Below are 23,800 nucleotides of genomic sequence, written 5' to 3'. Positions count from 1 at the left end.
TCGGTATCGCACGTCGGTGTAACGCTTGAGAACAACACGGTCAGCCCCCTCCCTCGGGGAGAGGGCTAGGGTGAGGGGCTTTTCAGCTTACTCCGCCGTCTCCAACTCCCGACGCAACCCCTGCGAATTCTGCACCGACATCGGAATCGGCGGGAAATCCTCGTTCAGCACGCACAGATGCTCAATCGCATCGGCAAACTTCACATCGGCTTTTCGGCGTAAAGCCCGGTAGTGCTCAAACTGTTCGAGATCCAGCTGCCCGCTTTCGAGTAACTGATAAGCCGCGCGATTCAACGCGTGTGCTTCTTCGAACAATTGACGATTGCGTTCCAGGGCCAAAGCCCTGCAAGCCTTGATTTGCGCAGGAGTCGAGCATTCTTTCATGACCGTAACCTTAAATATCGGGATTCCTTTTCAGGGCGCGATGCCGCAGGGGAACCGAACCTGCCGTACCCCGTCGCAGGGTGCGGCAGGGAGTTAAGGTTGTGACCGTCGGCAGTTGCAGAGCGATCCATTTTTTTCATCACAACGTTCAGCAGTTATTGCCGGGAACGCTTTTTGCGCTGTTCATATCGCGCAAGGATCGGTTGCGTACTGATGCCATGCAGCAAAATGCTCAGCGCCACCACCGACAGCGTCAGGTCGGTACATAGCGTGGCCACCGAATCGCTCAGCCCATGATTCAAGGCATAAAACAGATAGAACAGGCTGCCGATCCCGCGTATGCCGAACCAGCCGATCAGCAACCGTTGCTGTCCCTGCAGCAAAGAACCCCACGGCATCAGCGCAACGCAAAGCGGGCGAATCAGGCAGAACAACACGCCGCCAACCAGTAACGCGCGCCAGTCCCAGTGTGCAATCAGCACAACACCCAACAGTGTGACGAGAAACACTTCCATCGCCCGTTCGACCAGGCCCCCGAACGACAACATGTCACCCATCATGATCCCGGCAGCAACCTGACTGTCTTCCATCCGTTCGGTATCGCCATGCACGGCATGCTGCGGTTCCGCATTCAGGTGACCGACTACCGGTTGCACCAGATGCTCGGCGGGCGGCTGGCTGGCACCGGTGGATTGAACTTCCACCTGACGCAGGCCCAGTCCCGCAGCAAATACCGACAGAAAGCCATAGCCACCGATGGCTTCGGCCACGACATAGGCCAGCGCGATCAATGCCAGCGCCAGATAGTCATTGGGGCTCAGGGTGCTGTCTTCGTTGTGGATGCGTAATGACAATGTCACGCGGCCGATGCCACGGCCCATCCAATAACCGGTCAGCAACCCGGCGGGTACAGCCCATAACACGCTGCGCAAGATCCAGTCCTGCCATAGTCCCGTGTTGCTATCGGCCTGCAGTAATACCAACCCGAGGATTACGAAAGGAAAAGCGATACCGTCATTCAGCCCGGCCTCGCCGGACAGGCCGAAGCGCACGCTGTCGACGTCCCTCGCATCGTTGACCTGGACCAGCGCCGCGAGCACCGGGTCGGTCGGCGCCAGAATCGCGCCGATCAGCAACGAGGGCCCCCATGCGAGTTGCAAGCCCCAATGCAGCAACAGGCAGACGCCCGCGATGGTCAGCACCATCACCGGGCCGGCCAGGCCGAACGCGATCCGCCAACGCTTGTCGCTTAGCGGCAGGCGCAGTTTCAATCCGCAGACAAACAAAGAAAAGAGCACCGCGACTTCCGTCAGGTGCTCCATCCACAACGAGGCGTCATCCAGCGACAGTTTCAGCAAATCCAGGCCACTGGGGCCAATTGCAACACCCAGCAACAAGCACACTGCCGAAGTGGTCACCGGCATCCAGCGCAAATAGGAGGAGGTCAGCGCCAGGGTCAGCAACACGGCGCCGAGCACGGCCACCCACACGGTAAAACTCATGATTCATCTCTCGTACTGGCCGGACCGGGCGTCGTGTTCGTTTTTCCCGCCGAATTCCCTGTAGGAACTGCCGCAGGCTGCGATCTTTTGATCTGGTCTTCTAGAGTCAAAAGATCGCAGCCTGCGGCAGCTCCTACACGGGACGGGGGCGGCACTGATCAGGGGCGAACGTCAGAGCATCGGTTTACCGCCGGTCACGCCATAGCGTTGGCCAGTGATGTAGCTGGCTTCGTCGGATGCCAGCAGAACGTAGATCGGCGCAACTTCCACCGGCTGGCCGGGACGCCCCAGCGGGGTATTGCCACCGAAGTTCTGCACTTCTTCATCAGGCATGGTCGAGACGATCAGAGGCGTCCAGATCGGCCCCGGCGCCACACAGTTCACGCGAATTTCCTTGGGCCCCAGCATCTGCGCCAGACCACCGGTGAAGTTGGCGATCGCACCTTTGGTGGTGGCGTAAGCCAGCAGGCTCGGCTTCGGCATGTCCGAATTGACTGAGCTGGTATTGATGATCGACGCACCGGGACGCATGTGTTTGATCGCTGCCTGACACAGGCGGAAAATCGCCGTGATGTTGACGTCGAAGGTCATCACCCATTCGTCATCGGGGATGTCTTCGAAGTTTTCGTGGGTCATCTGGAACGCGGCATTGTTGACCAGCACGTCGATGCGGCCGAAGTGTTCAATGGTTTGATCGACCAGTTCCTGGCAATGGGACTTTTGCGCGAGGTCGCCCGACAGCAACAGGCATTGGCGACCGGCCTGTTCGACCCAGCGTGCGGTTTCCTTCGCGTCTTCGTGTTCATTGAGGTAAGCGACGACAACGTCAGCGCCTTCACGGGCAAAGGCAATGGCTACAGCGCGGCCGATACCGCTGTCGCCGCCAGTGATCAGGGCGATCTTGCCGGCCAGTCGCCCCGAACCAACGTAACTTTGCTCGCCGCAATCAGGATACGGCTCCATTTTGCGTTGCGAACCGGGAACGGATTGGGCCTGCGCAGGGAAGGGTGGTTTTGGATAATCGGTCATCGTGGGTCTCCGAGTCTCATGGCGGGTATGGCCGGTTGACCCGGCAGGTTTGCCATGAGTTCGATCGGATTTGCGCTGACGGTTCTACATTGAGCAAAACCCAAGTCCCCCTGTAGGAGCTGTCGAGTGAAACGAGGCTGCGATCTTTTGATCTGTTTTTTAAGAGCAAGATCAAAACATCGCAGCGTGCCGCAGCTTCTACAGTTGCGGGTTACAGACCAAGCGCCGACAGTCCCGGATGATCATCCGGGCGACGGCCCAGCGGCCAGTGGAACTTGCGCTCGCTTTCCTGAATCGGCAGGTCGTTGATGCAGGCATAGCGCTGGAACATCAGACCGTTGTCGTCGAACTCCCAGTTCTCGTTCCCGTAGGAGCGGAACCAGTTGCCGGAATCGTCATGCCATTCGTAGGCATAGCGCACCGCAATGCGCGTGTCCGAGTAGGCCCAGAGTTCCTTGATCAGCCGGTAGTCCAGCTCTTTCGCCCATTTACGGGTGAGGAAGGCTTTGGCCTCTTCCCGGTTGTTGGCGAACTCGGCGCGGTTGCGCCATTTCGTCTCGAGGGTGTAGGCCAGCGAGACCCTCTCGGGATCGCGGGAATTCCAGCCGTCTTCGGCCAGGCGAACTTTCTCGATGGCCGATTCAAGGTTGAAGGGTGGCAATGGCGGACGTACCTGAGCTGCAGTAGACATGATCAGTCTCCCGATAGATTCAACGTTTAAACAACTTGTCTGGCCTATTAAGGCGTTACAGGTCCAATAACTTGCGCGCCATGCATTGCGCATTATCGGCGGCACTGTGATCACCCATCACAAGCGCTACGGTAATGGCGCCGTCAATCAGGATCAGCAGCTGTTTGGCCAGCAACTGCGGATCCTTGGCGCCATGTTCGGTACACAGCTCGCACACGTAGTCGAGCAGCTTCTGTTTGTGTTCTCTGGCGATCAGACGCACCGGATCTTGCGCGTCGCCGGTCTCGCCGCTGGTGTTGATGAAGGCGCAGCCGCGAAAGCCCTCCGAGGCGAACCAGCCCTTGAGCACGGTAAACAGGTTGAGCAGGCGATCGGCCGGCGTTTCGGCCTGATCGACAGCGCTCCGGTACCAGTGCATCCAGCGCACGTCGCGGCGTTGCAGGGCGGCAGCCACCAACTGATCTTTATTGGTGAAGTAGCGGTAGATGCTCTTTCTGGAGACGCCGGCGGTTTTCACCAGAAGATCCATGCCCGTGGCGGCGATGCCACTTCTATAGATCAGCTTTTCGGTGACATCCAGAATGATGTCGCAGGTTGAGGTGTCTGTGATTTCGTTCATGTGGCGAACAGTAGAACGGTCGTTCTTCATTGGCAAGTTGTTTTTAAAGTCAAAAGATCGCAGCCTTCGGCAGCTCCTGCACGGGGATTGTGAACACCTTGTAGGCGCTGCCGAAGGCCGCGATCTTTCGATCTCTTTACAGACCCTCACAAGACCCGCAGGGATCGATGGTGTAAGCTCTCGGGTTCTTCGGATTCGACCCATTGCGAGCCCTATGCCGTTGCTCTTCAAACGCTCTCTGCTGCCTAAACTGCGCAGCTTTCCGCTGACCGCCGAGGCCGTGACCATTTTGTCCGGCGCCGCCGAGTTCCGCCGTTGCCTGCTGGAGAAAATCGCTACGGCGACCCAGCGCATCTATGTCGTCGCGCTGTATTTGCAGCAAGACGAAGCCGGTCAGGAAATCCTCGATGCCTTGCACGCCGCCAAACTCGCGCGTCCCGAGCTGGAAATCGCCGTGGTGGTCGACTGGCTGCGCGCCCAGCGCGGGCTGATCGGTGCCGGCAAGCAGCCGGGCAATTCGGCGTGGTATCAGGAAATGACCCGCACCCACCAGAGCGAAGTGCCGGTCTACGGTGTACCGGTGCAAACCCGCGAACTGTTCGGCGTGCTGCATTTGAAGGGCTTCGTGATCGACGATTGCGTGGTCTACAGCGGCGCCAGCCTTAACAACGTTTACCTGCACAAGTTCGACAAGTACCGTTTCGACCGCTATCACGTCCTGCAGAGCCCTGAGCTGGGGGACTCGATGCATCACCTGGTCAAACATGGCCTGATCGAATCCAAAGCGGTGCATCGCCTCGACCTGCCGAATCTGCCGACCACTCGCAGCCTGCGTAACGACATCGGCGATCTGCGCAGCCGCCTCAAGCACGCGGCGTACGACACCAGTGCCGGCAGCACCGCCAGAGTAGGTTTGTCGGTCAGTCCATTGCTGGGCGTGGGCAAGAACAACCCGCTGAACCGGGCGATTCTCGAATTGATCGCCAGTGCGCAAAAGCAGCTGACCATTTGCACGCCTTACTTCAACCTGCCGCTAGGGGTGATCCGCGAGATCAACCGCGCGCTGGCCCGTGGCGTGAAGATCGACATTGTGGTTGGCGACAAGACCGCCAACGACTTCTACATCCCGCCGAGCGAGCCGTTCAGGGTGATCTCAGCGCTGCCGTACCTGTACGAGATCAGCCTGCGCCGCTTCGCCAAACGCCATCAGCGCAGCATCGACAGCGGTCAGTTGAACCTGCACCTGTGGCGTGACGGCGACAACACCTATCACCTCAAAGGCATGTGGATCGATCAGCGCTACACGCTGCTGACCGGCAACAACCTTAATCCACGGGCGTTCCGCCTGGACCTGGAAAATGCGTTGTTGATCGATGATCCCAAAGGCGAGTGGGTGGACCCGCGGGCGCAGGAACTGGAGGCAATCTTCCGCCATACCTCGCGGATTTCCAGCTTCCACGACCTGGAGACCTTGCCGGAATACCCGGCCGGGGTGGCGAAGTTTCTCAAGCGCGTGAGTCGGGTGCGGATAGAGCGGTTGCTTTACCGGATTCTGTAAATTGATCCGGATGATGCGGCGAGCCTGCTGACGTCATCGCTGGCAAGCCAGCTCCCACAGGTCTGGCCGGTGTTCACAAAATCCGTGAGCACTGCAAAACCCTGTGGGAGCTGGCTTGCCAGCGATGAGGCCCTGAAAAACGCTACAAAAACTCAGTTCAGCCCCAACTTCCCACGCAACGTGGAAAGATCTTCCGCCAAGGTATTCACCGGCCCGACCAGTGCCTTGCGGTCGTTATCCTTGACCTTGTCATACGTCTCAAACCCACCATCCTGGGTCTTGTACCTGGCCAGCACCTTGTTGACGGTGGCGAAGTTCTTGTCGACTTTCGCTATGAAAGCCTTGTCCTGCTGCTCGATCTGCGGACGGAACAAATCGACGATTTTCTTCGCGCCATCGATGTTGCCCTGGAAGTCATACAGGTCGGTGTGGCTGTAGCGATCTTCCTCACCGGAGATCTTTGTCGCGGCCACTTCTTCCAGCAGCGCAGCGGCACCGCCCACCACTTTTTCCGGCGGGAAGGTCAGGCCGGCCACGCGGGTTTGCAGGTCTTGCACGTCTTTGTTCAAGCCATCCGCCAATGCATCGAGGCCCTGGGTGCTCTTCTGCGCGAACAGCGAATATTCAATGCGGTGGAAACCGGTGAAATCTTCAGCCTTCACGCCTTTCTCGTGATCATCGACGCGAGAATCGATGGACGCATCGAGGTCACTAAACAACTCGGCAATCGGTTCGATCGACTCGTAGAAGACGCGGGTCGGTGCGTAGAGTTTTTGCGCGGTCGCCAGGTCGCCTTTCTTCACGGCGTCGGTGAATTGCTGGGTGTGGCTGGCCAGTTCATCGAGTTGTTCGGTGACGTAAATCTTGTAGTCCGACACCGGCCCGACCAGATCCAGCGGTGCTGTTGCGGCGAATGCCGACAGCGGGGTGTTGAGCAATCCGAGGGTCAGCAATAACGCGAGTGGCGTCTTTTTCATGGGGGCGGCTCCAGTGTTGAAGTTGTTTTATGCGGCTGTTTTGGGTTGTGTGGCGTTGAGCAGCGAGCGCCCGATAAAGTCCTTGTCGCCCGTCACACCCGGCAGGGTGAAGAAGTAACCGCCGCCGACCGGTTTGAGGTATTCCTCCAGCGGTTCGCCGTTGAGGCGTGTCTGCACGGTGATGAAGCCTTTTTCCAGATCGGCCTGGTAACAGATGAACAGCAGGCCCATGTCGAGTTGGCCGTTCTTGTTGACGCCATTGGAATAGTTGAACGGTCGACGCAAGATCAGGTTGGCCTGGCTGGCGGCTGTGCGCGGGTTGGCCAGGCGAATGTGCGCGTCGAGCCTGGTCAACTTGCCTTCCGGGTCTTTGCTGTAATCCGGGGCCTCGCTTTCGTGGTGACCTCCCATCGGCGCGCCAGTGTTCTTGGTCCGACCGAAAATGCTTTCCTGCTCCTGCAATGGCGTGCGATCCCAGCGTTCGACGAAGTTGCGGATGATCCGTACCGCTTGATAACTGCCGTGCGCCGCCCAGGCCGGTTCGTCGCTGCCCGGTTGCACCCACACCAGGCGATCCATGGCTTTATCGTCGTTGGAATCGGGGTTGGCCGAGCCATCACGGAAACCCAGGAAGTTACGCGCCGATTGCGCTGGCACACCGGGCTTGGCCGGGGCTTGCGGCGGCACGCTGCCTTCCTGTTTCCAGCGCACCAGCAACAGGTCCGGCAGGTTCTTGACGATGTCGCGCAGGGCGTAGATGTTGGTGTCGGCGGTGTTGGCGCAGAACTGCAGACTCAAATCGCCATGGCAGCAATCGGCCTCCAGCGCATCGTTGGGGAAACCGACCATGCGTTGCAGACGTTTGGGTTTGGCGTCCGCCAGGCCGAAGCGTTCATCGAACAGCGATTCACCCACCGACACGGTGATGGTCAGGTTGTCCGGGGTGACGACCGGGCCGAGGATGCCGGAGTCTGGCGGCGGCAGTTTCGGATCGATCTGCGCGACCGGACCGCCCGTCATCAAGAAGGCGATGCGCTCGTTGAGCGTGCGGAACAGTCGCTCGAGATCTTCGCGATCGCTGGCCAACACATCGAACGCCACCAACATGCCCGACGCCGGGCGAGGGGTGACGATGCCGGTTTGATGCACACCGTGGAAATCGTGACGGTCTTCGGTCTTGTCGCTGCTCGGTGCTTCGGTGACTTGCGCAGGTGCAGCCGCCATAACCGGGCAGCTCAGGGCCGATCCGGCCAGCGCGACACCGGCAGCGCCCATGCCCATCAGGACACGGCGGCGTTGCAGGTTGAGTTGTTCTGAATCTTTCATCGGTACGAGTCTTCTGCTTACAGGCCGGAGAGGCCAAGGGCTGGATCGATGCCATCAAGTGCGTCGGCCAGAGCCTGAGCCTTGTCGGCGATCTGCTTGCGTTGCGCGCCGCTGAGGGCGTCGTAGCTGGCGTAGCCGTCCTTGACCTTGTAGCTGTTCAGTTCGTTGTCGAAGTCGGCCAGCGTCTGGTCGATTTTCGGCAACAGATCCGCCGCCGACTTGCTCAACATCGGCCGCAGCAGATCGACCACTTTGTGTGCGGTTTGCAGATTGGCGGCGAAACCGTTGAGGTCGCTGTGGCTGTAGCGTTCTTCTTCACCGCTGGCGGCACGCACGTCGGCGAGGGTGTTGAGGTTGCGCACGACGATGTTGACTAGTTGCTCCGGCGGCAACGATTGCGCGAGCAGTTGCTGTTTCAGCGTGGTGACGTCGCTCACCAGACGCAGGGCGACGACGGCGAGATCATCGAGTCGGCGTTGCTGGAACAGCGCGTATTCGATGCGGTGGAAACCGACGAACGCTGGGTCCTGCTCGCGCTTCTCAAAGTAATCGGCGCGCGCATTGATCCGGTTGTCCAGTTCGGCCAGTCGCTGAGCCGCCGGGGCCAAGCGTTGATACGCCGCCCGCGCCGGCAGGTACAACGCCTGCGCCTGACTCAAGTCACCGCTGGCAATCGCCTGATTGAGCGCGGTCGTGGTTTTGATCAACGCGCTGCCCTGGCTGGCCAGATACACACGGAATTCCGACAGCGGCCCGATGAACGCCACCAGCGACGGCTTGGCTTTGGCGGCGGCGTCAGAAGCGGCGGTCGGTGTCACATGCAGGGTGCCGCGCGGGTTGCTCAGCAGGCCGCAAGTGATGGCGTAGTCACCGGGTTGCAGGTTGGCATTGATCACCTGGCTCAGGCCCGGGGCGATGTTTTCACGCTCTTCGACCACCAGCACGCCGTCGAGGATTTCCCATTCCACCGCCCGTTCGGAGCGGTTGACGATACGGAAACTGGCGCGACCGGCCGGGACTGTCAGGGCGTTCGGCTCGCAATTGCCCGGATGAATGTTGACCACCACTTCATCGTGGTTGTGCTGACGCTTGGCCGCGGCCATTTTCGAGGCGTACCAGAACAGGCCACCGGCGGCGATCATCACGATCACCGAACCGGCCAGCGCCCAACGCAAGGCACGGGGAGGCGAGGCCTGAGGAGTATTAGGCTTTGACATGAGTGCCCTTATTGGCTGGAAGCAGAAGACGATTGCGCGACAGGCTTGGGCGCGGGCAGAAAGAACATCACCAGCGCCAGCAGCAGATAGATCAGGTACGCGCCAAGGGTGCTGACCGTCGGCGCATCCTGATAACCGAACATGCCGGCCAGCACCGAGCCCAGCGGGCCATCCATCGGCAGTGTCGCGCTGAAATCGAAGAGCACGGTTTGCAGGTGATTCCACACGCCGGCTTCATGCAGGGCTTGCACCGAATTGGCGAGAATCCCCGCGGCCACGACCAAAATGAACAACCCGGTCCACTTGAAAAATGCCGAGAGGTTGAGGCGCATGCTGCCGCTGTAGATGAGAAAGCCAACGATGATCGCCAGAATCAGGCCGAGCAGGGCGCCAATCGGCGCGCCCGGGCCTTCGCTCTGCTGGAACACTGCGAGCAAAAAGAACACGGTTTCCAGACCCTCTCGCGCCACGGCGAAGAAGACCATGGCGATTAGCGCAATCACCTGATGTCTGGACGAGGTCAGCGCCTGATCCAGCGAGGCGTGCAGCGAATGCTTGATCGACCGTGCGACCTTGCGCATCCAGAACACCATCGAACTGAGGATCGCCACGGCCGCCAACCCGACCACGCCTTCGAACAGTTCCTGCTGCTTTTGCGGGAATTCGGCGCTGACCAGTTCCAGGCCACCGCCGACCAGCAATGCCAGGGCTGCCGCGAGAAAAACACCGATCCACACGGCGGGCATCCATTCGCCGCGGCCGGTCTGTTGCAGGTAGCTGGCGATAATGCCAACGATCAACGCGGCTTCAATGCCTTCGCGCAGCATGATCAGAAAGGGAACGAGCATTCGGTATCCGCGGTGATTTAGATAGGAAGCTAAGTTGTAACATAATGACACTCATTCTCATATGGTAATCATTGACAAGAACCTGAACGCAAGCTGAACAACATGACGTTATGTTCAGCACAAAACCCTGTGGGAGCAGGCTTGCCCGCGATGGCGTTCTGTCAGTGAACAGAAATGCCAGCTGTTCCATTGCAATCGCGGGCAAGCCCGCTCCCACAGGGTTTGCATTGTTTTCGGGCCAGCAACGCGCGGGTGGCTGCGGTAAGATGCCGGTCACTCAAAAACAACAAGGTCTGCCGCGTTCCATGTCGGAAAAAGACACCATCGCCGTGCAACTGGTGCGTGAAGCGCTGCTGCAAAGTTGTGCCCCGGGCGTGGCCAGGGAAGAACTGTTGAACAAGGTCGGCATTGCCCCGGCCTTGCTGGAAACCGGCGAGGGCCGGGTGCCGGCATCGCAATATGCGAAGCTCTGGCGTCTGTTGGCTCGGCGGGGGGATGACGAGTTCTTCGGCATGGACCCGCGCAAGCTCAAGTCCGGTAGTCTGGAGTTCCTTTGCCGCAGCGCCATGGCACAACCAACGCTGGCGGCCGGTTTGAGCACGGGCCTGAGTTTCCTGTCGTTGATGCTTGAGCGCCTGCCGGCGCAACTGGTGCATCAGCAGAGTCTTGCGGAGATTGTCCTGCTTGAAGACGATCCGGAACCACGCCGCGCGTTTACCTACTTCACCTATTGGATGATCGTCCACGGCGTGGCCTGCTGGCTGGCGGGGCGGCGGATTCCGATCCTGGCCATCGAACTGCGCTGCCCGGCGCCGGACTTTACCGATGACTACCGGGTGATGTTCTCGGACAACCTGCGCTTTGATCGGCCACGCACGCGGATGATCTTTTCCGCCGATTGCCTCGATCTGCCGATCAAACGTTCCGCCGAGGAGCTCAAGCGCTTTCTGGCTCACGCGCCGGCCAACATTCTGGTCAAGTACCGCGACCCGCAGAGCCTGGCCAGCCGGATCAAACACGATTTGCGTCAGTTGCCTGCCGAGCAGTGGCCGGAAACCGAACCGTTGGCCCAGCAGCTGTGCATGTCGGCCTCGACGTTGCGCCGTCGTCTGGCCGAGGAAGGGCAGACGTATCAGGGCCTCAAGGACAGCGTGCGCAAGGAATTGGCGATTGTCTGGCTGGCCGAGCCTTCGATCAGCTTTGTCGAGATCGCCAGCCGCTTGGGGTTTGCCGATGCGAGTTCGTTCTACAAGGCGTTTCGCAAGTGGTCGGGGTCGAATCCGGGGCATTACCGGACGTTGATCCTTAACGAAGCCGTCTGATCCGAATTTCATGCTGGCTGATCTGGCCCCTTCGCGAGCAGGCTCGCTCCCACAGGGTGAACGCATTTCAAATGTGGGAGCGAGCCTGCTCGCGAAGGCGGCAATCCTGGCGGCACATCTCTTGAACCCTGGCCAAACCAGTCAGCCACTTTGATGGCTTTGACCATTGCCCCAAGCCCCTGACAGCGCGACTATCCCTCTGTTGTTTACGGTTCCCAGCCTAATAAAAACACAGAGGGATTCTGGCAATGCGCGACTACTTGTCTGCCACCGAACAGTTCAACTATCAGCACACTGTGGATGCCGCGCTCAGCGGCTCGCTTGAGGCGCTCAACGCCTGCGTCGAATGTTGCGACCGCCATGCATTGCCGGGGCGCATCGCGCTGTTCTGGGAAGGTCGCGATGGCGCCAGCGCGACGTACACTTTCAGCGACTTGCAGGACAAAGCCGCGCGATTCGCCAATTTCCTCCTCGCCCAAGGCGTGCGCAAGGGTGACAAGGTCGCCGGTCTGCTGCCACGCAATATCGAATTGCTCATCACCGTTTTCGCCACCTGGCGCATCGGCGCGGTCTATCAACCGCTGTTCACCGCGTTCGGCCCGAAGGCCCTCGAACATCGACTGAACAGCTCCGGCGCCAAAGTCGTGGTGACCGACGCCGTCAACCGGCCGAAACTCACTGAAGTTGCCGACTGCCCGACGCTGGTCACGGTCGGCGGCGCCAAGGGCCAGGGCATTGTCCGTGGTGATTTCAGTTTCTGGGCTGAACTGGCCAATTATTCCAACGTCTGCGAACCCGTGCTGCTGAGCGGCGAAGACCCGTTCCTGCTGATGTTTACCTCGGGCACCACCGGCCCGGCGAAAGCGCTGTCGGTACCGCTCAAGGCGATCGTCGCGTTCCAGAGCTACACCCGTGATGCGGTGGATCTGCGCCCGGAAGATGCATTCTGGAACGTCGCCGATCCGGGTTGGGCCTATGGCATCTATTTCGGTGTCACCGGCCCGTTGGCAATGGGGCATCCGATCACTTTCTACGATGGCCCGTTCACCCTCGAAAGCACCTGCCGGGTGATCAACAAGTACGGAATCACCAACCTCACCGGTTCGCCGACGGCTTATCGTCTGCTGATTGCCGGCGGTAACGAGTTCGCCAGGTCAATCAAGGGCAAGCTGCGGATCGTCAGTAGCGCGGGCGAACCGCTGAACCCGGAAGTGATCCGCTGGTTCGCTGACAACCTTGATGTGGTCATCCACGACCATTACGGCCAGACCGAACTGGGCATGGTGCTGTGTAACCACCACGGCCTCGACCATGCGGTTCACGTTGGCGCCGCCGGTTTCGCCTCGCCGGGTCATCGCATTGTGGTGCTCGACGAGCAGCACCAGGAACTGGGCGTCGGTCAGCCGGGCATCCTCGCCATCGACCGTGCCAACTCGCCGATGTGCTGGTTTGGCGGCTATGAAGGCGCACCGACCAAAGCCTTCGTCGGCGATTACTACCTGAGTGGCGACACCGTGGAGTGGAATCCGGATGGCAGCATCAGTTTCGTCGGCCGCAGCGACGACGTGATTACCACGTCTGGCTACCGCGTCGGCCCATTCGACGTCGAAAGCGCGTTGATCGAACATCCGGCCGTGGTCGAGGCCGCGGTGGTCGGCAAACCCGATCCGGAGCGCACCGAACTGGTCAAAGCCTTCGTGGTGCTCAGCGCGCAATACCGCGCGGCACCAGAGTTGGCCGAAGAACTTCGCCAGCACGTACGCAAACGTCTGGCCGCGCATTCGTACCCGCGTGAAATCGAATTTGTCAGCGAATTGCCCAAGACCCCGAGCGGCAAATTGCAGCGCTTTATCTTGCGCAACCAGGAAATCGCCAAGGCTCAAGAGGCCGCGGCGCACAACGTTTCAGCTTGAATCGAAGGAAACAGTCATGCAGATCGAGAACAAGGTTTTTATCGTCACTGGCGGCGCTTCCGGCCTGGGTGCAGCCACCGCTGAATTGCTGGTGAGTGCCGGCGCCAAAGTGATGCTGGTGGACATGAACGCCGAAGCGGTTGCCGCGCAGGCCCAACGCCTGGGTGCGCAAAGCGTCGTCGCCGACATCAGTAATGAAGCCGCCGCCGAAGCCGCCATAAAAGCGACCGTCACTGCATTCGGCAGCCTCAATGGTCTGGTCAACTGCGCCGGCATCGTCCGGGGCGAGAAGATCCTTGGCAAGAACGGCCCGCACGTATTGTCCAGTTTTGCCCAGGTGATCAACGTCAACCTGATCGGCAGCTTCAACATGTTGCGCCTGGCCGCTGCGGCGATTGCCGAGAGCGAGGCCAATGCCGATGGCGAGCGCGGCGTGATCATCAACACCGCCTCGGTAGCGGCGTTCGACGGCCAGATTGGTCAGGCCGCGTATGCAGCGTCAAAAGGCGCCATCGCCAGCCTGACCCTGCCGGCCGCACGTGAGCTGGCGCGCTTCGGCATCCGCGTGATGACCATCGCCCCGGGCATTTTTGAAACGCCGATGATGGCCGGCATGACCCCGGAAGTCCGCGACTCGCTGGCGGCCGGCGTACCGTTCCCGCCGCGTCTGGGCAAGCCTGCCGAGTACGCCGCGCTGGTTCGGCATATCATCGAAAACAGCATGCTCAACGGTGAGGTGATCCGTCTCGACGGCGCCTTGCGCATGGCCGCCAGGTAAGGAGGATTTGTCATGACTATTTCCAACGATCCGATTGTTATCGTCAGCGCCGTTCGCACCCCGATGGGCGGCTTTCAGGGCGAACTGAAAAGCCTCACCGCGCCGCAACTCGGCGCCGCCGCCATCAAGGCCGCGGTTGAACGCGCCGGTGTCGCCAGCGATGCAGTCGATGAAGTGCTGTTCGGTTGCGTATTGCCTGCGGGCCTCGGCCAGGCCCCTGCGCGGCAAGCAGCGCTGGGCGCCGGGCTGGATAAATCGACCCGTTGTACCACCGTCAACAAGATGTGCGGCTCGGGCATGGAAACCACCATCCTGGCCCACGACATGCTGGTCGCTGGCAGCGCCGATGTGGTGATCGCCGGCGGCATGGAAAGCATGTCCAACTCGCCGTATCTGCTGGATCGTGCCCGCGCCGGTTACCGCATGGGCCACGGCCGGGTGCTGGATTCGATGTTCCTCGACGGTCTCGAAGACGCCTACGACAAGGGGCGCCTGATGGGCACCTTCGCCGAGGAGTGCGCCGACACCAATGAATTCAGCCGTGAAGAGCAGGACGCCTTCGCCATCACCTCGACCACGCGCGCGCAACAGGCGATCAAGGACGGCCGCTTCAAGGACGAAATCGTCCCGCTGACCGTGACCGTCGGCAAAGAGCAGGTGCTGATCAGCAATGACGAACAGCCGCCGAAAGCCAAACTGGACAAGGTCGCTTCGCTGAAACCGGCGTTCCGCGAAGGCGGGACGGTGACGGCGGCGAACTCCAGTTCGATTTCTGACGGCGCAGCGGCGCTGGTGCTGATGCGTCAGTCGCAGGCGCAGAAACTTGGTTTGAAACCGCTGGCGGTCATTCACGGTCACTCGGCGTTCGCTGATACCCCGGGACTGTTTCCGGTGGCACCGATCGGGGCGATCAACAAACTGGTGAAGAAGACCGGCTGGTCGCTGGCCGAGGTTGACCTGTTTGAAGTCAACGAGGCGTTTGCCGTGGTTGCGATGGCGGCGATGAAGCATCTCGATATCCCGCACGAGAAGCTGAATATCCACGGCGGTGCCTGTGCGCTGGGCCATCCGATCGGTGCGTCGGGTGCGCGGATTCTGGTGACGTTGCTCTCGGCGTTGCGCCAGAACAATCTGAAACGCGGCATCGCGGCCATCTGCATTGGTGGCGGCGAAGCAACGGCCATGGCCGTGGAATGCGTTTACTGAAGTTGACACCTGACCCTGTGGGAGCGGGCTTGCCCGCGATGGCGGTGGGTCATACAGCCAATATTTTGATTGACACGGCCTCATCGCGGGCAAGCCCGCTCCCACAGGGTTTTGCGTAGCAAACCGGATTTAAGGACTCACCATGATCCCCAACGAAGACCAACAACAGATCCGCGACATGGCCCGGCAGTTTGCCGAGGAACGGCTGAAACCGTTCGCCGCCGAGTGGGATCGCGAGCACCGCTTTCCCAAGGAAGCCATTGGCGAGATGGCCGAGCTGGGCTTTTTCGGCATGCTCGTGCCGGAGCAGTGGGGCGGTTGCGACACCGGTTACCTGGCCTACGCCATGGCGCTGGAAGAAATCGCCGCCGGCGACGGTGCCTGCTCGACGATCATGAGCGTGCACAACTCGGTGGGTTGCGTGCCGATCCTCAAGTTCGGCAACGACGATCAACGCGAGCGTTTTCTCAAGCCATTGGCCAGCGGCGCCATGCTTGGGGCTTTTGCACTGACCGAACCGCAGGCCGGTTCCGACGCCAGCAGCCTGAAGACCCGCGCACGCCTGGAAGGCGATCATTACGTGCTGAACGGCTGCAAACAGTTCATCACCTCCGGGCAAAACGCCGGGATCGTGATCGTCTTTGCGGTGACCGATCCAGGTGCCGGCAAACGCGGGATCAGCGCGTTTATCGTGCCGACCGACTCGCCGGGCTACAAAGTTGCCCGCGTCGAAGACAAGCTCGGCCAGCACGCCTCGGACACTTGCCAGATTCTCTTCGAAGACGTCAAAGTGCCGGTCGCCAACCGGTTGGGTGAGGAGGGCGAAGGTTACAAAATCGCCTTGGCCAACCTCGAAGGTGGCCGCGTCGGTATCGCCTCGCAATCGGTGGGCATGGCCCGCGCAGCATTCGAAGCGGCGCGCGATTACGCCCGTGACCGCGACACGTTCGGCAAGCCGATCATCGAGCACCAGGCCGTTGCTTTTCGCCTCGCCGACATGGCGACGCAAATCGCCGTCGCCCGGCAAATGGTGCATTACGCGGCAGCGCTGCGTGACAGCGGTCAACCGACGCTGGTTGAAGCGTCCATGGCCAAACTGTTCGCCTCGGAGATGGCCGAGAAAGTCTGCTCGATGGCTTTGCAGACGCTCGGCGGTTACGGTTATCTCAACGATTTCCCGCTGGAGCGCATCTACCGCGACGTGCGCGTCTGCCAGATCTACGAAGGCACCAGCGATATTCAGCGCATGGTTATTTCGCGCAATCTTTGACCAGGAATTTTATCCATGACTTACGAAACGATTCTGCTGGAAAATCACGGCCGCGTTGGCTTGATCACTCTCAACCGGCCACAGGCGCTCAACGCGCTGAACGCGCAACTGGTCAGCGAAGTGAACCAGGCGCTTGATGCGCTGGAAGCGGATGGCAACATCGGTTGCATCGTCATCACCGGCTCAAAAAAGGCTTTCGCTGCCGGTGCCGACATCAAGGAAATGGCAGAGCTTACTTATCCGCAGATCTACATGGACGACCTGTTCAGCGACAGTGATCGCGTTGCCAACCGCCGCAAACCGATCATCGCCGCCGTTAATGGCTTTGCTCTCGGCGGTGGCTGTGAGCTGGCGTTGATGTGCGACTTTATCCTGGCCGGCGACAACGCCAAATTCGGTCAGCCGGAAATCAACCTCGGCGTGCTGCCGGGCATGGGCGGCACACAACGTCTGACTCGCGCCGTGGGCAAAGCCAAAGCCATGGAAATGTGCCTGAGCGGGCGTTTGATCGACGCGGTTGAGGCTGAACGTTGCGGCATCGTCGCGCGGATCGTGCCGAGTGATGAATTGCTCGATGAAGCGTTGAAGGTCGCCGCAGTGATCGCCAGCAAATCATTGCCGATTGCGATGATGATCAAGGAAAGCGTCAACCGCGCCTTTGAGGTCAATTTGACGGAGGGTGTGCGGTTTGAGCGCCGGGTGTTCCATGCGGCGTTTGCGACGCAGGATCAGAAGGAAGGCATGGCAGCGTTTGTGGCCAAGCGGACGCCTGAGTTCAAGGGTAAGTAATTCGCGAACTTGACTGGCCTGCTGGCGATGCTTTTAGAAGATCAAAAGATCGCAGCCTGCGGCAGCTCCTACACGGGAATATGTGTTTCCTTGTAGGAGCTGCCGCAGGCTGCGATCTTTTGCTTTTAGAGCTGGTAGTTCTTCAATTCCCGAGCGATCACCATCCGCTGAATCTCGCTCGAGCCTTCATAAATCTGGGTAATCCGCGCATCGCGGTAATACTTCTCGACCGGATAATCTTCCAGATAGCCATACCCGCCATGAATCTGAATCGCCGACGAGCAAACCTTCTCGGCCATCTCGGACGCAAACAGCTTGGCCTGTGAGGCCTCTGACAAACACGGTTTGCCCGCCGTGCGCAGACGCGCCGCATGCAAAATCATCAACCGCGCCGCGTTCAATTGCATGTGCATGTCGGCCAGCAGATTGGCGATGCTCTGGTGCTCGTTGATCGGCTTGCCGAACTGCACTCGGTCCCGCGAATAAACCAACGCTGCTTCAAACGCCGCGCGGGCAATCCCCAACGCTTGCGCGGCAATTCCGATGCGTCCGCCCTCAAGGTTGGACAGGGCAATCGCCAGACCCTTGCCGCGCTCGCCAAGCAGATTGGCCTCGGGAATGCTGCAGTTGTTCAGCGTCACCGCACAGGTGTCGGAAGCGCGGATGCCCATTTTGTGTTCGGTGCGATCGACGATGAAGCCCGGTGTATCGGTGGGCACCAGAAACGCCGAAATGCCTTTCTTGCCCAGATCCGGGTCGGTCACCGCAAACACGATCGCCAGTTTCGCCCGTTTGCCATTGCTGACAAATTGCTTGGCGCCGTTGATCACCCACTGGCCATCGCGCAGCTCGGCGCGAGTGCGCAGGTTGTGCGCTTCGGAACCGGCCTGCGGTTCGGTCAGGCAGAAGCAGCCGATCACCGCGCCGCTGGCCAGATCCGCCAGCCAGGTCTGTTTCTGCTCGTCGCTGCCGTAGTTCATCACCGGGCCGCAACCCACCGAGTTGTGGATGCTCATGAACGCGCCAGTGGCGCCATCGCCGGCGGAAATTTCTTCCACGGCCAGCGCATAAGCGACGTAGTCGACGTAGGTCCCGCCCCATTCTTCGGGCACGACCATGCCCAGCAGACCCAACTCGCCCATCTTCGCCACGAGGGCGTCGTCGATCCAGCCAGCCTTTTCCCAGGCTTGCGCATGAGGCGCGATTTCGCCGCGGGCAAAGTCCCGGGCCATGTCGCGGATCATCACTTGTTCTTCAGTCAGTTCGAGATCGTGCATGGCTCAGCTCCCGCTCTCAGCAAAACCGTGGAAGAAACTCGCCACTTGCGCAGCGTCCAGCACGGCGAGGTTCGGCGGGTTCCAGCGAGGTGTCTTGTCTTTGTCGATCAGCAGGGCGCGCACGCCTTCGATCAGGTCACCGCGGGCGAACCACTGACGATCCAGATGCAGTTCGAGGGCGAAGCACTGTTCCAGGCTCAAGTGCCGGCCACGACGGAGCATTTCCAGCGTAACGGCCATGGCCAGCGGCGAGCGGGTTTCCAGCAGATCAGCCGTGGTGGTCGCCCATTCATGGCTGTTGGCAACGGTGACGGCGCGCAGTTGCTCGACCATGCTTGGCACGTCCGGCAGCGCGAAGAAGTGGTCGATGGCCGGACGCAAGGCTTCGAGCGGCGCATCGGGCAGGGTTTGCACAGCGTGTTTGGCCAACAGGTTTTGCAGCGACTTGAGCGGTGTGTCCTGCCATTCCATCTGATCGAGTTTTTCATCGAGGGTGGCCAGTTTGCTGCTGTCCAGATACCAGTCGGCGAGCCCGCAATACAACGCATCGGCAGCGCGGATCTGCACGCCGCTGACGCCCAGGTATATCCCCAACTCGCCGGGAATGCGCGGCAGGAAATAGCTGCCACCGACATCCGGAAAATAACCGATGGCCACTTCCGGCATCGCCAGTCGGCTCTTTTCGGTGACCACGCGCAGATCGGCGCCTTGCACCAGACCCATACCGCCACCGAGGACGAATCCGTCCATCAGCGCCAGCACCGGTTTGCGGTAGTGGTGAATCGTCAGGTCGAGGGCGTATTCCTCGACGAAAAAATCTTCGTGCAGCGTGTCGCCGCTCTTGTAACTGTCGTAAAGCGAACGAATGTCGCCGCCAGCGCAGAAGGCTTTGTCACCGGCACCGCGCAGGACAACGGCGTGCACATCGGCGTCGCTCGCCCAGGCGTCGAGCCGCTGTTGCAGCAGGCGAACCATGTCGAGGGTAATGGCGTTGAGGCCGGTAGGGCGGTTGAGGGTCAGGTGACCGATGTGGTTGCGAACCTCGGCCAGCACTTCGTTTTGCGTGGCATCCATGGACAGAGTCCGCGGGGATGAAGCCTGAGCAGTCATCACTAACTCCCTGCTTTTATTGTCTTTATTCGAGAAGCTCGCGCGCGAGCGTTAACGGATCGTAACAGTGCAAATTTGCCCTGTACAACGAGGATATCTGCAGGGGCTGTGTGCATTTTTACATCAGGTGATGGAATGCAATGACAGTGTAGGAGCCTTCGGCAGCGCCTACACAGAAGTGTGGGGATTCAGGACGGGCGGGTGAAAACTTCACCAATGCTGCGCCGTTTGGCATGCAGTTCACTGGCGTGGATCAATTGCTCCAGGTCTTCAGGCGTGATGTCGATGAACGCCTCCATGTCAGCCAGCGCCAGTTTCAGGTCTTGAGCAGTGATCGCCTGGCTATCGACCGGGGCAACCACCGGCGCAGGTTCGGCGGGGCGTTTTGGGTAACGGATGCGCGTCAGGTTGTTGTAGGCCAAGGCACTGGCCAACATGCACGCAGCCCCCAACATCACTGGCTCCATGGCTTTCCAGTCCATGGCGATGGTCGCGGGATCGGCCAGCACTAACGTCAACGCCAACGCGCCGGCCGGTGGGTGCAGGCAACGCAACCAACACATCAGAATCAACGCGATGCCCGCCGCCAGACACGCGCTGCCGAGTGTTCGGCCGAGCACATGGGCGACCAGCAATGCCACGACGCCGGCACACAGATAGCCGCCCAGAATCGACCAGGGCTGGGCGAGGGCGCCGGACGATACGGCGAACAGCAGCACCGCCGACGCGCCCAACGGGCCGATCAGGTGATAAGCGACTTCATGCCCGAATACCTGGGCGCACAACCACACGCTGAACAGCGTGCCCAGTGCCATGCCGATAGCGGCGCGGCTCCATTCGGTGGGGCGAGTGTTGATGGCGGCGGGCAACCAGCGAGCGAGCATGTGAAACCGATCCTTGCAAAAATCCGGGCAAAAAAAAGGACTTGTCCGGCAAATCCGGAAAGCCCTCGAAGTGTTCCAACATTGGGGGAGGAACGCGCACAGTTTGCCGATCAATCTCGATGCTGACAAATTCATATTAATGCAGTTTTAGTGCATTACTTTTGCATTGAAGCGACCCTGCGCCCGCTGACAAAACACAGATAGCCGCCCAGCGCCGCGAGACCACTAAGGGCGTAAAACATGCTCGGTGCCGGTGTGTGCATCAGCAGGAACCCGCACATTACCGGGCTTACAGCACCGCCCAGTGCCGCCAGATTCTGTGCGCCGTAGTAGCTGCCGCGTAGTTCTTCCGGGGCCAGGGTGTCGACGAAGAGGAAATCCGCCGGGTAAATGATCATCTCGCCCAGAGTGAAGATGAACATCGCCACGCACCAGCCGACGAGGCTGTCGGCGACACTGAAGCCGATCAGCCCGACGATGAACAGCGCGGTGCCCCCGGCAATCCAGTACCGCAGGTGCTCGCGCTTGAGGAACCGGCCGATCTGATATTGCAGCAGGATCACTGTGATCGCGTTGCAGGCGAGCAGGGCGGCCATGGTGTCCAGCGTCTGTTGTTGAGTGTGGGTCACCAGCAGGTACTGCGACAGGTACAAGGTGAAACGCCCGTGGACCAACGTACTGAGCAGGCAGCCGAGGGTGAACAGGACCATCGTGCGGTCGTTTTTCAGGATGATAAGGGTATTCAGAAAGCTTTGCGGCTGGCCGAGCGGCGATATCGGGCTCACCTTCCTGGCGACGCCGAGCAGCAAAAACACACTGGCGCAGGCGATCGCACCGGCGACGATAAACGGCGCGCCAGGCTGAATACCGGCGATTACCACGCCGATCATCGGGCCGACGGCGTAACCGATGTTGGTCAGCGTGTAGTTCAGGGAAAACGCCTTGACCCGCTGACCGATGGGCAGGTTCTCGCTGAGGATCGCCTTGGAGCAGATCAGGAACAGCGCCGAGGCGGTTTCGCTGATGATCAGCACCAGCGTGACCAGATACAGATTCTGCGCGAAGGTCAGCAGGATCAGTCCGATGCCGCTCGAGAGCATGGTAAGGATCAGCAACTGGCGCTTGTCCAGGCGATCGATGATGTAACCGCCATACAGCGACAGCAGCGTGGCACTGAACACCGCAATGCCCAGCAGCAGCCCGACGTCCTGGGGGTTGAGGCCGAGTTTGTTGCTGAGGAACAAGGTCAGCAATGGGCTGATCAGGGCACGGCTGATAACGACTGTCAGCGAGCTGATCATCAGCCGGCGGATCAGGGGCGAGTAGGTGGCCACGAAGAGGTCAATGTCCTTATTTCAGATGCACAAGCGGGCGTCGCCATCCTCGCCGGGTCGCAGTCACCGGTCAACCTGACACAACAAAATTCCCTCTGTAGGAGCTGCCGAAGGCTGCGATCTTTTGATCTTGATTGTTAAGAAACAGGATCAAAAGATCGCAGCCTCGGCAGCTCCTACACAGAGCTCAGAGGTCGCAATAACCGGTCAGGCGACGTCGGACGCGCGCGGCCATTGCTGCAGCGAGATCGGCAATTTGCGCGACTCGCCACGGCCCATCGGAAAGTACTGGAAGCCATTGCGCGCCAGGCGTTCGGCGTCGTACAGGTTGCGACCGTCGAAGATCACCGGGGTGTTGAGGCGCTGCTTGATCAAGTCGAAATCCGGCGCCTTGAACTGCTGCCACTCGGTACAGATGATCAGCGCGTCGGCGCCGGGCAATACCGACTCAGGCGTGCCCATCAACATCAGTTTTGCTTCGTCCGGGTAGAGGTTCTGGGTTTCCTGCATGGCTTCGGGGTCGAACGCGCGCACGCTGGCGCCGGCGGCCCACAGTTCTTCCAGCAAGACCCGGCTCGGCGCATCGCGCATGTCGTCGGTGTTGGGTTTGAAGGCCAGGCCCCACAGGGCGAAAGTCCTGCCGCGCAGGTCGCCTTGGTAGAACGCGTTGATACGCTCGAACAGCTTGTGCTTCTGCCGCTGATTGATCGCTTCGACCGCTTGCAGCAAATCGCTGGAGCAGTGCGCCTGTTCGGCACTGTGGATCAAGGCGCGCATGTCCTTGGGAAAGCACGAACCGCCATAACCACAACCCGGGTAGATGAAGTGATAGCCGATGCGCGTGTCGGCGCCGATGCCCTGGCGCACCGATTCGATGTCGGCACCCAGGTGTTCGGCCAGCTCGGCGATCTGGTTGATGAAACTGATTTTGGTCGCCAGCATGCAGTTGGCCGCGTACTTGGTCAGCTCGGCGCTACGCAGATCCATGAACATGATGCGGTCATGGTTGCGATTGAACGGCGCATACAGATCGCGCATCACGTCACGCACCTCATCGCCCTCGCAACCGATGACGATGCGATCCGGACGCCGGCAATCGGCGACGGCGGAACCTTCCTTGAGAAACTCCGGGTTGGAGACGATATCGAAATGCAGCAAACGACCCACCTTGATCAAGGCCTTTTCGATGTGCGTGCGCAAGGTGTCGCCCGTGCCCACCGGCACCGTGGATTTCTCCACCAGAATCAGCGGATGTTCACGGTGACGGGCAATCGCATCGCCGACCGAGAGCACGTAGCGCAGATCCGCCGAGCCGTCCTCACGCGACGGCGTACCCACCGCAATGAACGCCACACGGCCGTGCTGCACGGCGAGTTTTTCGTCGCTGGTGAACAACAGGCGTTTCGAATCCAGACCTTCGCGCACCAGGCTGGCCAGCCCCGGTTCGAAGATGCTGACGTGGCCCTGACTCAGCAAGTTGACCTTGTTCTGGTCGACGTCCATACACACCACGTCATGCCCGACTTCGGCCAGCACAGCCGCTTGCACCAGACCGACGTAACCACTGCCAAATACCGTGATTTTCATGAAGCACTCCTGAATGCGGACGCACGAGCCAGATGAGTGTTGATCTGTTGTTGACCGCGATCAGGGTAGGCAAGGGCATGTTTCAATTCGTCTATCGCGCCTGCAACGTCCGCCCGGTTGTCTGAAAAACGCGGAAGTTCAAGGGCTTGGGATACCGGTCGGAGAATGCCTGATTGACT

The 23,800-nt window shown here is 60.2% G+C and carries 21 protein-coding genes; 7 read left to right on the top strand and 14 right to left on the bottom strand.

Features of this window, described 5'->3' with window-relative positions:
• Positions 1-87 precede the first annotated feature (87 nt).
• The 5 genes from JJD74_RS22060 to JJD74_RS22040 form a co-directional block, all read right to left on the bottom strand.
• Entirely contained in the window at positions 88-384 is a 297-nt protein-coding gene (locus JJD74_RS22060) for a hypothetical protein (RefSeq protein WP_047301153.1), read from the bottom strand.
• 155 nt (positions 385-539) lie between these two features.
• A complete protein-coding gene (locus tag JJD74_RS22055; RefSeq protein ID WP_115148098.1) occupies positions 540-1,886 on the bottom strand; it encodes a cation:proton antiporter in 1,347 nt (448 codons plus the stop codon).
• Between the two features lie 171 nt (positions 1,887-2,057).
• Positions 2,058-2,915 carry an SDR family oxidoreductase gene (locus tag JJD74_RS22050; RefSeq protein WP_042559243.1) on the bottom strand — a complete coding sequence of 286 codons (858 nt, stop codon included), beginning with the start codon at positions 2,913-2,915 and terminating at the stop codon, positions 2,058-2,060.
• 211 nt (positions 2,916-3,126) lie between these two features.
• Positions 3,127-3,606: a nuclear transport factor 2 family protein gene (locus JJD74_RS22045; protein WP_200616817.1), complete on the bottom strand. Its 480-nt coding sequence runs from the start codon at positions 3,604-3,606 to the stop codon at positions 3,127-3,129.
• A 55-nt stretch (positions 3,607-3,661) separates the two neighbouring features.
• Positions 3,662-4,225 (bottom strand): TetR/AcrR family transcriptional regulator, encoded by a 564-nt coding sequence (locus JJD74_RS22040; protein ID WP_200616816.1) that lies wholly within the window; start codon positions 4,223-4,225, stop codon positions 3,662-3,664.
• Positions 4,226-4,439: 214 nt separating this feature from the next.
• Here JJD74_RS22040 and pssA point away from each other — a divergent pair, with 214 nt between their 5' ends.
• Positions 4,440-5,783, top strand: a complete 1,344-nt coding sequence (gene pssA, locus JJD74_RS22035) for a CDP-diacylglycerol--serine O-phosphatidyltransferase (RefSeq protein WP_200616815.1) — start codon at positions 4,440-4,442, stop codon at positions 5,781-5,783.
• 152 nt (positions 5,784-5,935) lie between these two features.
• Here pssA and efeO (JJD74_RS22030) read toward each other — a convergent pair whose 3' ends face one another.
• Genes efeO (JJD74_RS22030) through efeU form a run of 4 tightly spaced genes read right to left on the bottom strand, consistent with a single transcriptional unit; the run spans position 5,936 to position 10,151 of the window.
• Positions 5,936-6,760: an iron uptake system protein EfeO gene (gene efeO / locus JJD74_RS22030; protein WP_042559239.1), complete on the bottom strand. Its 825-nt coding sequence runs from the start codon at positions 6,758-6,760 to the stop codon at positions 5,936-5,938.
• 27 nt (positions 6,761-6,787) lie between these two features.
• Positions 6,788-8,086 carry an iron uptake transporter deferrochelatase/peroxidase subunit gene (gene efeB / locus JJD74_RS22025; protein WP_200616814.1) on the bottom strand — a complete coding sequence of 433 codons (1,299 nt, stop codon included), beginning with the start codon at positions 8,084-8,086 and terminating at the stop codon, positions 6,788-6,790.
• A 17-nt stretch (positions 8,087-8,103) separates the two neighbouring features.
• Positions 8,104-9,303, bottom strand: a complete 1,200-nt coding sequence (gene efeO / locus JJD74_RS22020; RefSeq protein WP_200616813.1) for an iron uptake system protein EfeO — start codon at positions 9,301-9,303, stop codon at positions 8,104-8,106.
• An 8-nt stretch (positions 9,304-9,311) separates the two neighbouring features.
• Positions 9,312-10,151, bottom strand: a complete 840-nt coding sequence (gene efeU, locus JJD74_RS22015) for an iron uptake transporter permease EfeU (RefSeq protein ID WP_047301137.1) — start codon at positions 10,149-10,151, stop codon at positions 9,312-9,314.
• Positions 10,152-10,456: 305 nt separating this feature from the next.
• Here efeU and JJD74_RS22010 point away from each other — a divergent pair, with 305 nt between their 5' ends.
• The 6 genes from JJD74_RS22010 (at position 10,457) to JJD74_RS21985 (ending at position 17,429) form a co-directional block, all read left to right on the top strand.
• Complete coding sequence (locus JJD74_RS22010) at positions 10,457-11,473, top strand: AraC family transcriptional regulator (RefSeq protein WP_200616831.1); 1,017 nt, start codon at positions 10,457-10,459, stop codon at positions 11,471-11,473.
• Between the two features lie 248 nt (positions 11,474-11,721).
• On the top strand, positions 11,722-13,386 hold the full coding sequence (locus JJD74_RS22005) for an AMP-binding protein (protein ID WP_115148093.1): 1,665 nt from the start codon (positions 11,722-11,724) through the stop codon (positions 13,384-13,386).
• A gap of 16 nt (positions 13,387-13,402) precedes the next feature.
• Positions 13,403-14,164, top strand: a complete 762-nt coding sequence (locus JJD74_RS22000) for an SDR family NAD(P)-dependent oxidoreductase (RefSeq protein ID WP_200616812.1) — start codon at positions 13,403-13,405, stop codon at positions 14,162-14,164.
• Between the two features lie 12 nt (positions 14,165-14,176).
• Positions 14,177-15,370 (top strand): acetyl-CoA C-acyltransferase, encoded by a 1,194-nt coding sequence (locus JJD74_RS21995; RefSeq protein ID WP_200616811.1) that lies wholly within the window; start codon positions 14,177-14,179, stop codon positions 15,368-15,370.
• Positions 15,371-15,512: 142 nt separating this feature from the next.
• A complete protein-coding gene (locus JJD74_RS21990) occupies positions 15,513-16,640 on the top strand; it encodes an acyl-CoA dehydrogenase (protein ID WP_200616810.1) in 1,128 nt (375 codons plus the stop codon).
• A gap of 15 nt (positions 16,641-16,655) precedes the next feature.
• Positions 16,656-17,429, top strand: a complete 774-nt coding sequence (locus tag JJD74_RS21985) for an enoyl-CoA hydratase (protein ID WP_200616809.1) — start codon at positions 16,656-16,658, stop codon at positions 17,427-17,429.
• Between the two features lie 125 nt (positions 17,430-17,554).
• Here the strand turns inward: JJD74_RS21985 and JJD74_RS21980 are convergent, their stop codons facing one another.
• The 5 genes from JJD74_RS21980 to JJD74_RS21960 all read right to left on the bottom strand — a co-directional run bounded on the left by JJD74_RS21980 (position 17,555) and on the right by JJD74_RS21960 (position 23,621).
• Positions 17,555-18,706: an acyl-CoA dehydrogenase family protein gene (locus tag JJD74_RS21980; RefSeq protein WP_150615577.1), complete on the bottom strand. Its 1,152-nt coding sequence runs from the start codon at positions 18,704-18,706 to the stop codon at positions 17,555-17,557.
• A 3-nt stretch (positions 18,707-18,709) separates the two neighbouring features.
• A complete protein-coding gene (locus JJD74_RS21975) occupies positions 18,710-19,816 on the bottom strand; it encodes an enoyl-CoA hydratase/isomerase family protein (protein ID WP_200616808.1) in 1,107 nt (368 codons plus the stop codon).
• A gap of 188 nt (positions 19,817-20,004) precedes the next feature.
• Positions 20,005-20,700 (bottom strand): HPP family protein, encoded by a 696-nt coding sequence (locus JJD74_RS21970; protein WP_042559228.1) that lies wholly within the window; start codon positions 20,698-20,700, stop codon positions 20,005-20,007.
• 155 nt (positions 20,701-20,855) lie between these two features.
• Entirely contained in the window at positions 20,856-22,034 is a 1,179-nt protein-coding gene (locus JJD74_RS21965; protein WP_200616807.1) for an MFS transporter, read from the bottom strand.
• Between the two features lie 207 nt (positions 22,035-22,241).
• Positions 22,242-23,621 carry a UDP-glucose dehydrogenase family protein gene (locus JJD74_RS21960; protein ID WP_200616806.1) on the bottom strand — a complete coding sequence of 460 codons (1,380 nt, stop codon included), beginning with the start codon at positions 23,619-23,621 and terminating at the stop codon, positions 22,242-22,244.
• Positions 23,622-23,800: the final 179 nt, after the last annotated feature.

The organism is Pseudomonas sp. MF6776, assembly GCF_016613125.1.
GTDB classification, from domain to species: domain Bacteria; phylum Pseudomonadota; class Gammaproteobacteria; order Pseudomonadales; family Pseudomonadaceae; genus Aquipseudomonas; species Aquipseudomonas iridis.
The sequence above is the reverse complement of the archived record's forward strand: the minus strand, read 5'-3'. Positions and strand labels throughout refer to the sequence as shown.

Excerpts from the sequence above, each read along its gene's own strand:
- JJD74_RS22060 (WP_047301153.1), bottom strand. The coding sequence starts at position 384 with ATGAAAGAATGCTCGACTCCTGCGCAAATCAAGGCTTGCAGGGCTTTG.
- JJD74_RS22055 (WP_115148098.1), bottom strand. The coding sequence starts at position 1,886 with ATGAGTTTTACCGTGTGGGTGGCCGTGCTCGGCGCCGTGTTGCTGACC.
- JJD74_RS22050 (WP_042559243.1), bottom strand. The coding sequence starts at position 2,915 with ATGACCGATTATCCAAAACCACCCTTCCCTGCGCAGGCCCAATCCGTT.
- JJD74_RS22045 (WP_200616817.1), bottom strand. The coding sequence starts at position 3,606 with ATGTCTACTGCAGCTCAGGTACGTCCGCCATTGCCACCCTTCAACCTT.
- JJD74_RS22040 (WP_200616816.1), bottom strand. The coding sequence starts at position 4,225 with ATGAACGAAATCACAGACACCTCAACCTGCGACATCATTCTGGATGTC.
- pssA (WP_200616815.1), top strand. The coding sequence starts at position 4,440 with ATGCCGTTGCTCTTCAAACGCTCTCTGCTGCCTAAACTGCGCAGCTTT.
- efeO (WP_042559239.1), bottom strand. The coding sequence starts at position 6,760 with ATGAAAAAGACGCCACTCGCGTTATTGCTGACCCTCGGATTGCTCAAC.
- efeB (WP_200616814.1), bottom strand. The coding sequence starts at position 8,086 with ATGAAAGATTCAGAACAACTCAACCTGCAACGCCGCCGTGTCCTGATG.
- efeO (WP_200616813.1), bottom strand. The coding sequence starts at position 9,303 with ATGTCAAAGCCTAATACTCCTCAGGCCTCGCCTCCCCGTGCCTTGCGT.
- efeU (WP_047301137.1), bottom strand. The coding sequence starts at position 10,151 with ATGCTCGTTCCCTTTCTGATCATGCTGCGCGAAGGCATTGAAGCCGCG.
- JJD74_RS22010 (WP_200616831.1), top strand. The coding sequence starts at position 10,457 with ATGTCGGAAAAAGACACCATCGCCGTGCAACTGGTGCGTGAAGCGCTG.
- JJD74_RS22005 (WP_115148093.1), top strand. The coding sequence starts at position 11,722 with ATGCGCGACTACTTGTCTGCCACCGAACAGTTCAACTATCAGCACACT.
- JJD74_RS22000 (WP_200616812.1), top strand. The coding sequence starts at position 13,403 with ATGCAGATCGAGAACAAGGTTTTTATCGTCACTGGCGGCGCTTCCGGC.
- JJD74_RS21995 (WP_200616811.1), top strand. The coding sequence starts at position 14,177 with ATGACTATTTCCAACGATCCGATTGTTATCGTCAGCGCCGTTCGCACC.
- JJD74_RS21990 (WP_200616810.1), top strand. The coding sequence starts at position 15,513 with ATGATCCCCAACGAAGACCAACAACAGATCCGCGACATGGCCCGGCAG.
- JJD74_RS21985 (WP_200616809.1), top strand. The coding sequence starts at position 16,656 with ATGACTTACGAAACGATTCTGCTGGAAAATCACGGCCGCGTTGGCTTG.
- JJD74_RS21980 (WP_150615577.1), bottom strand. The coding sequence starts at position 18,706 with ATGCACGATCTCGAACTGACTGAAGAACAAGTGATGATCCGCGACATG.
- JJD74_RS21975 (WP_200616808.1), bottom strand. The coding sequence starts at position 19,816 with ATGACTGCTCAGGCTTCATCCCCGCGGACTCTGTCCATGGATGCCACG.
- JJD74_RS21970 (WP_042559228.1), bottom strand. The coding sequence starts at position 20,700 with ATGCTCGCTCGCTGGTTGCCCGCCGCCATCAACACTCGCCCCACCGAA.
- JJD74_RS21960 (WP_200616806.1), bottom strand. The coding sequence starts at position 23,621 with ATGAAAATCACGGTATTTGGCAGTGGTTACGTCGGTCTGGTGCAAGCG.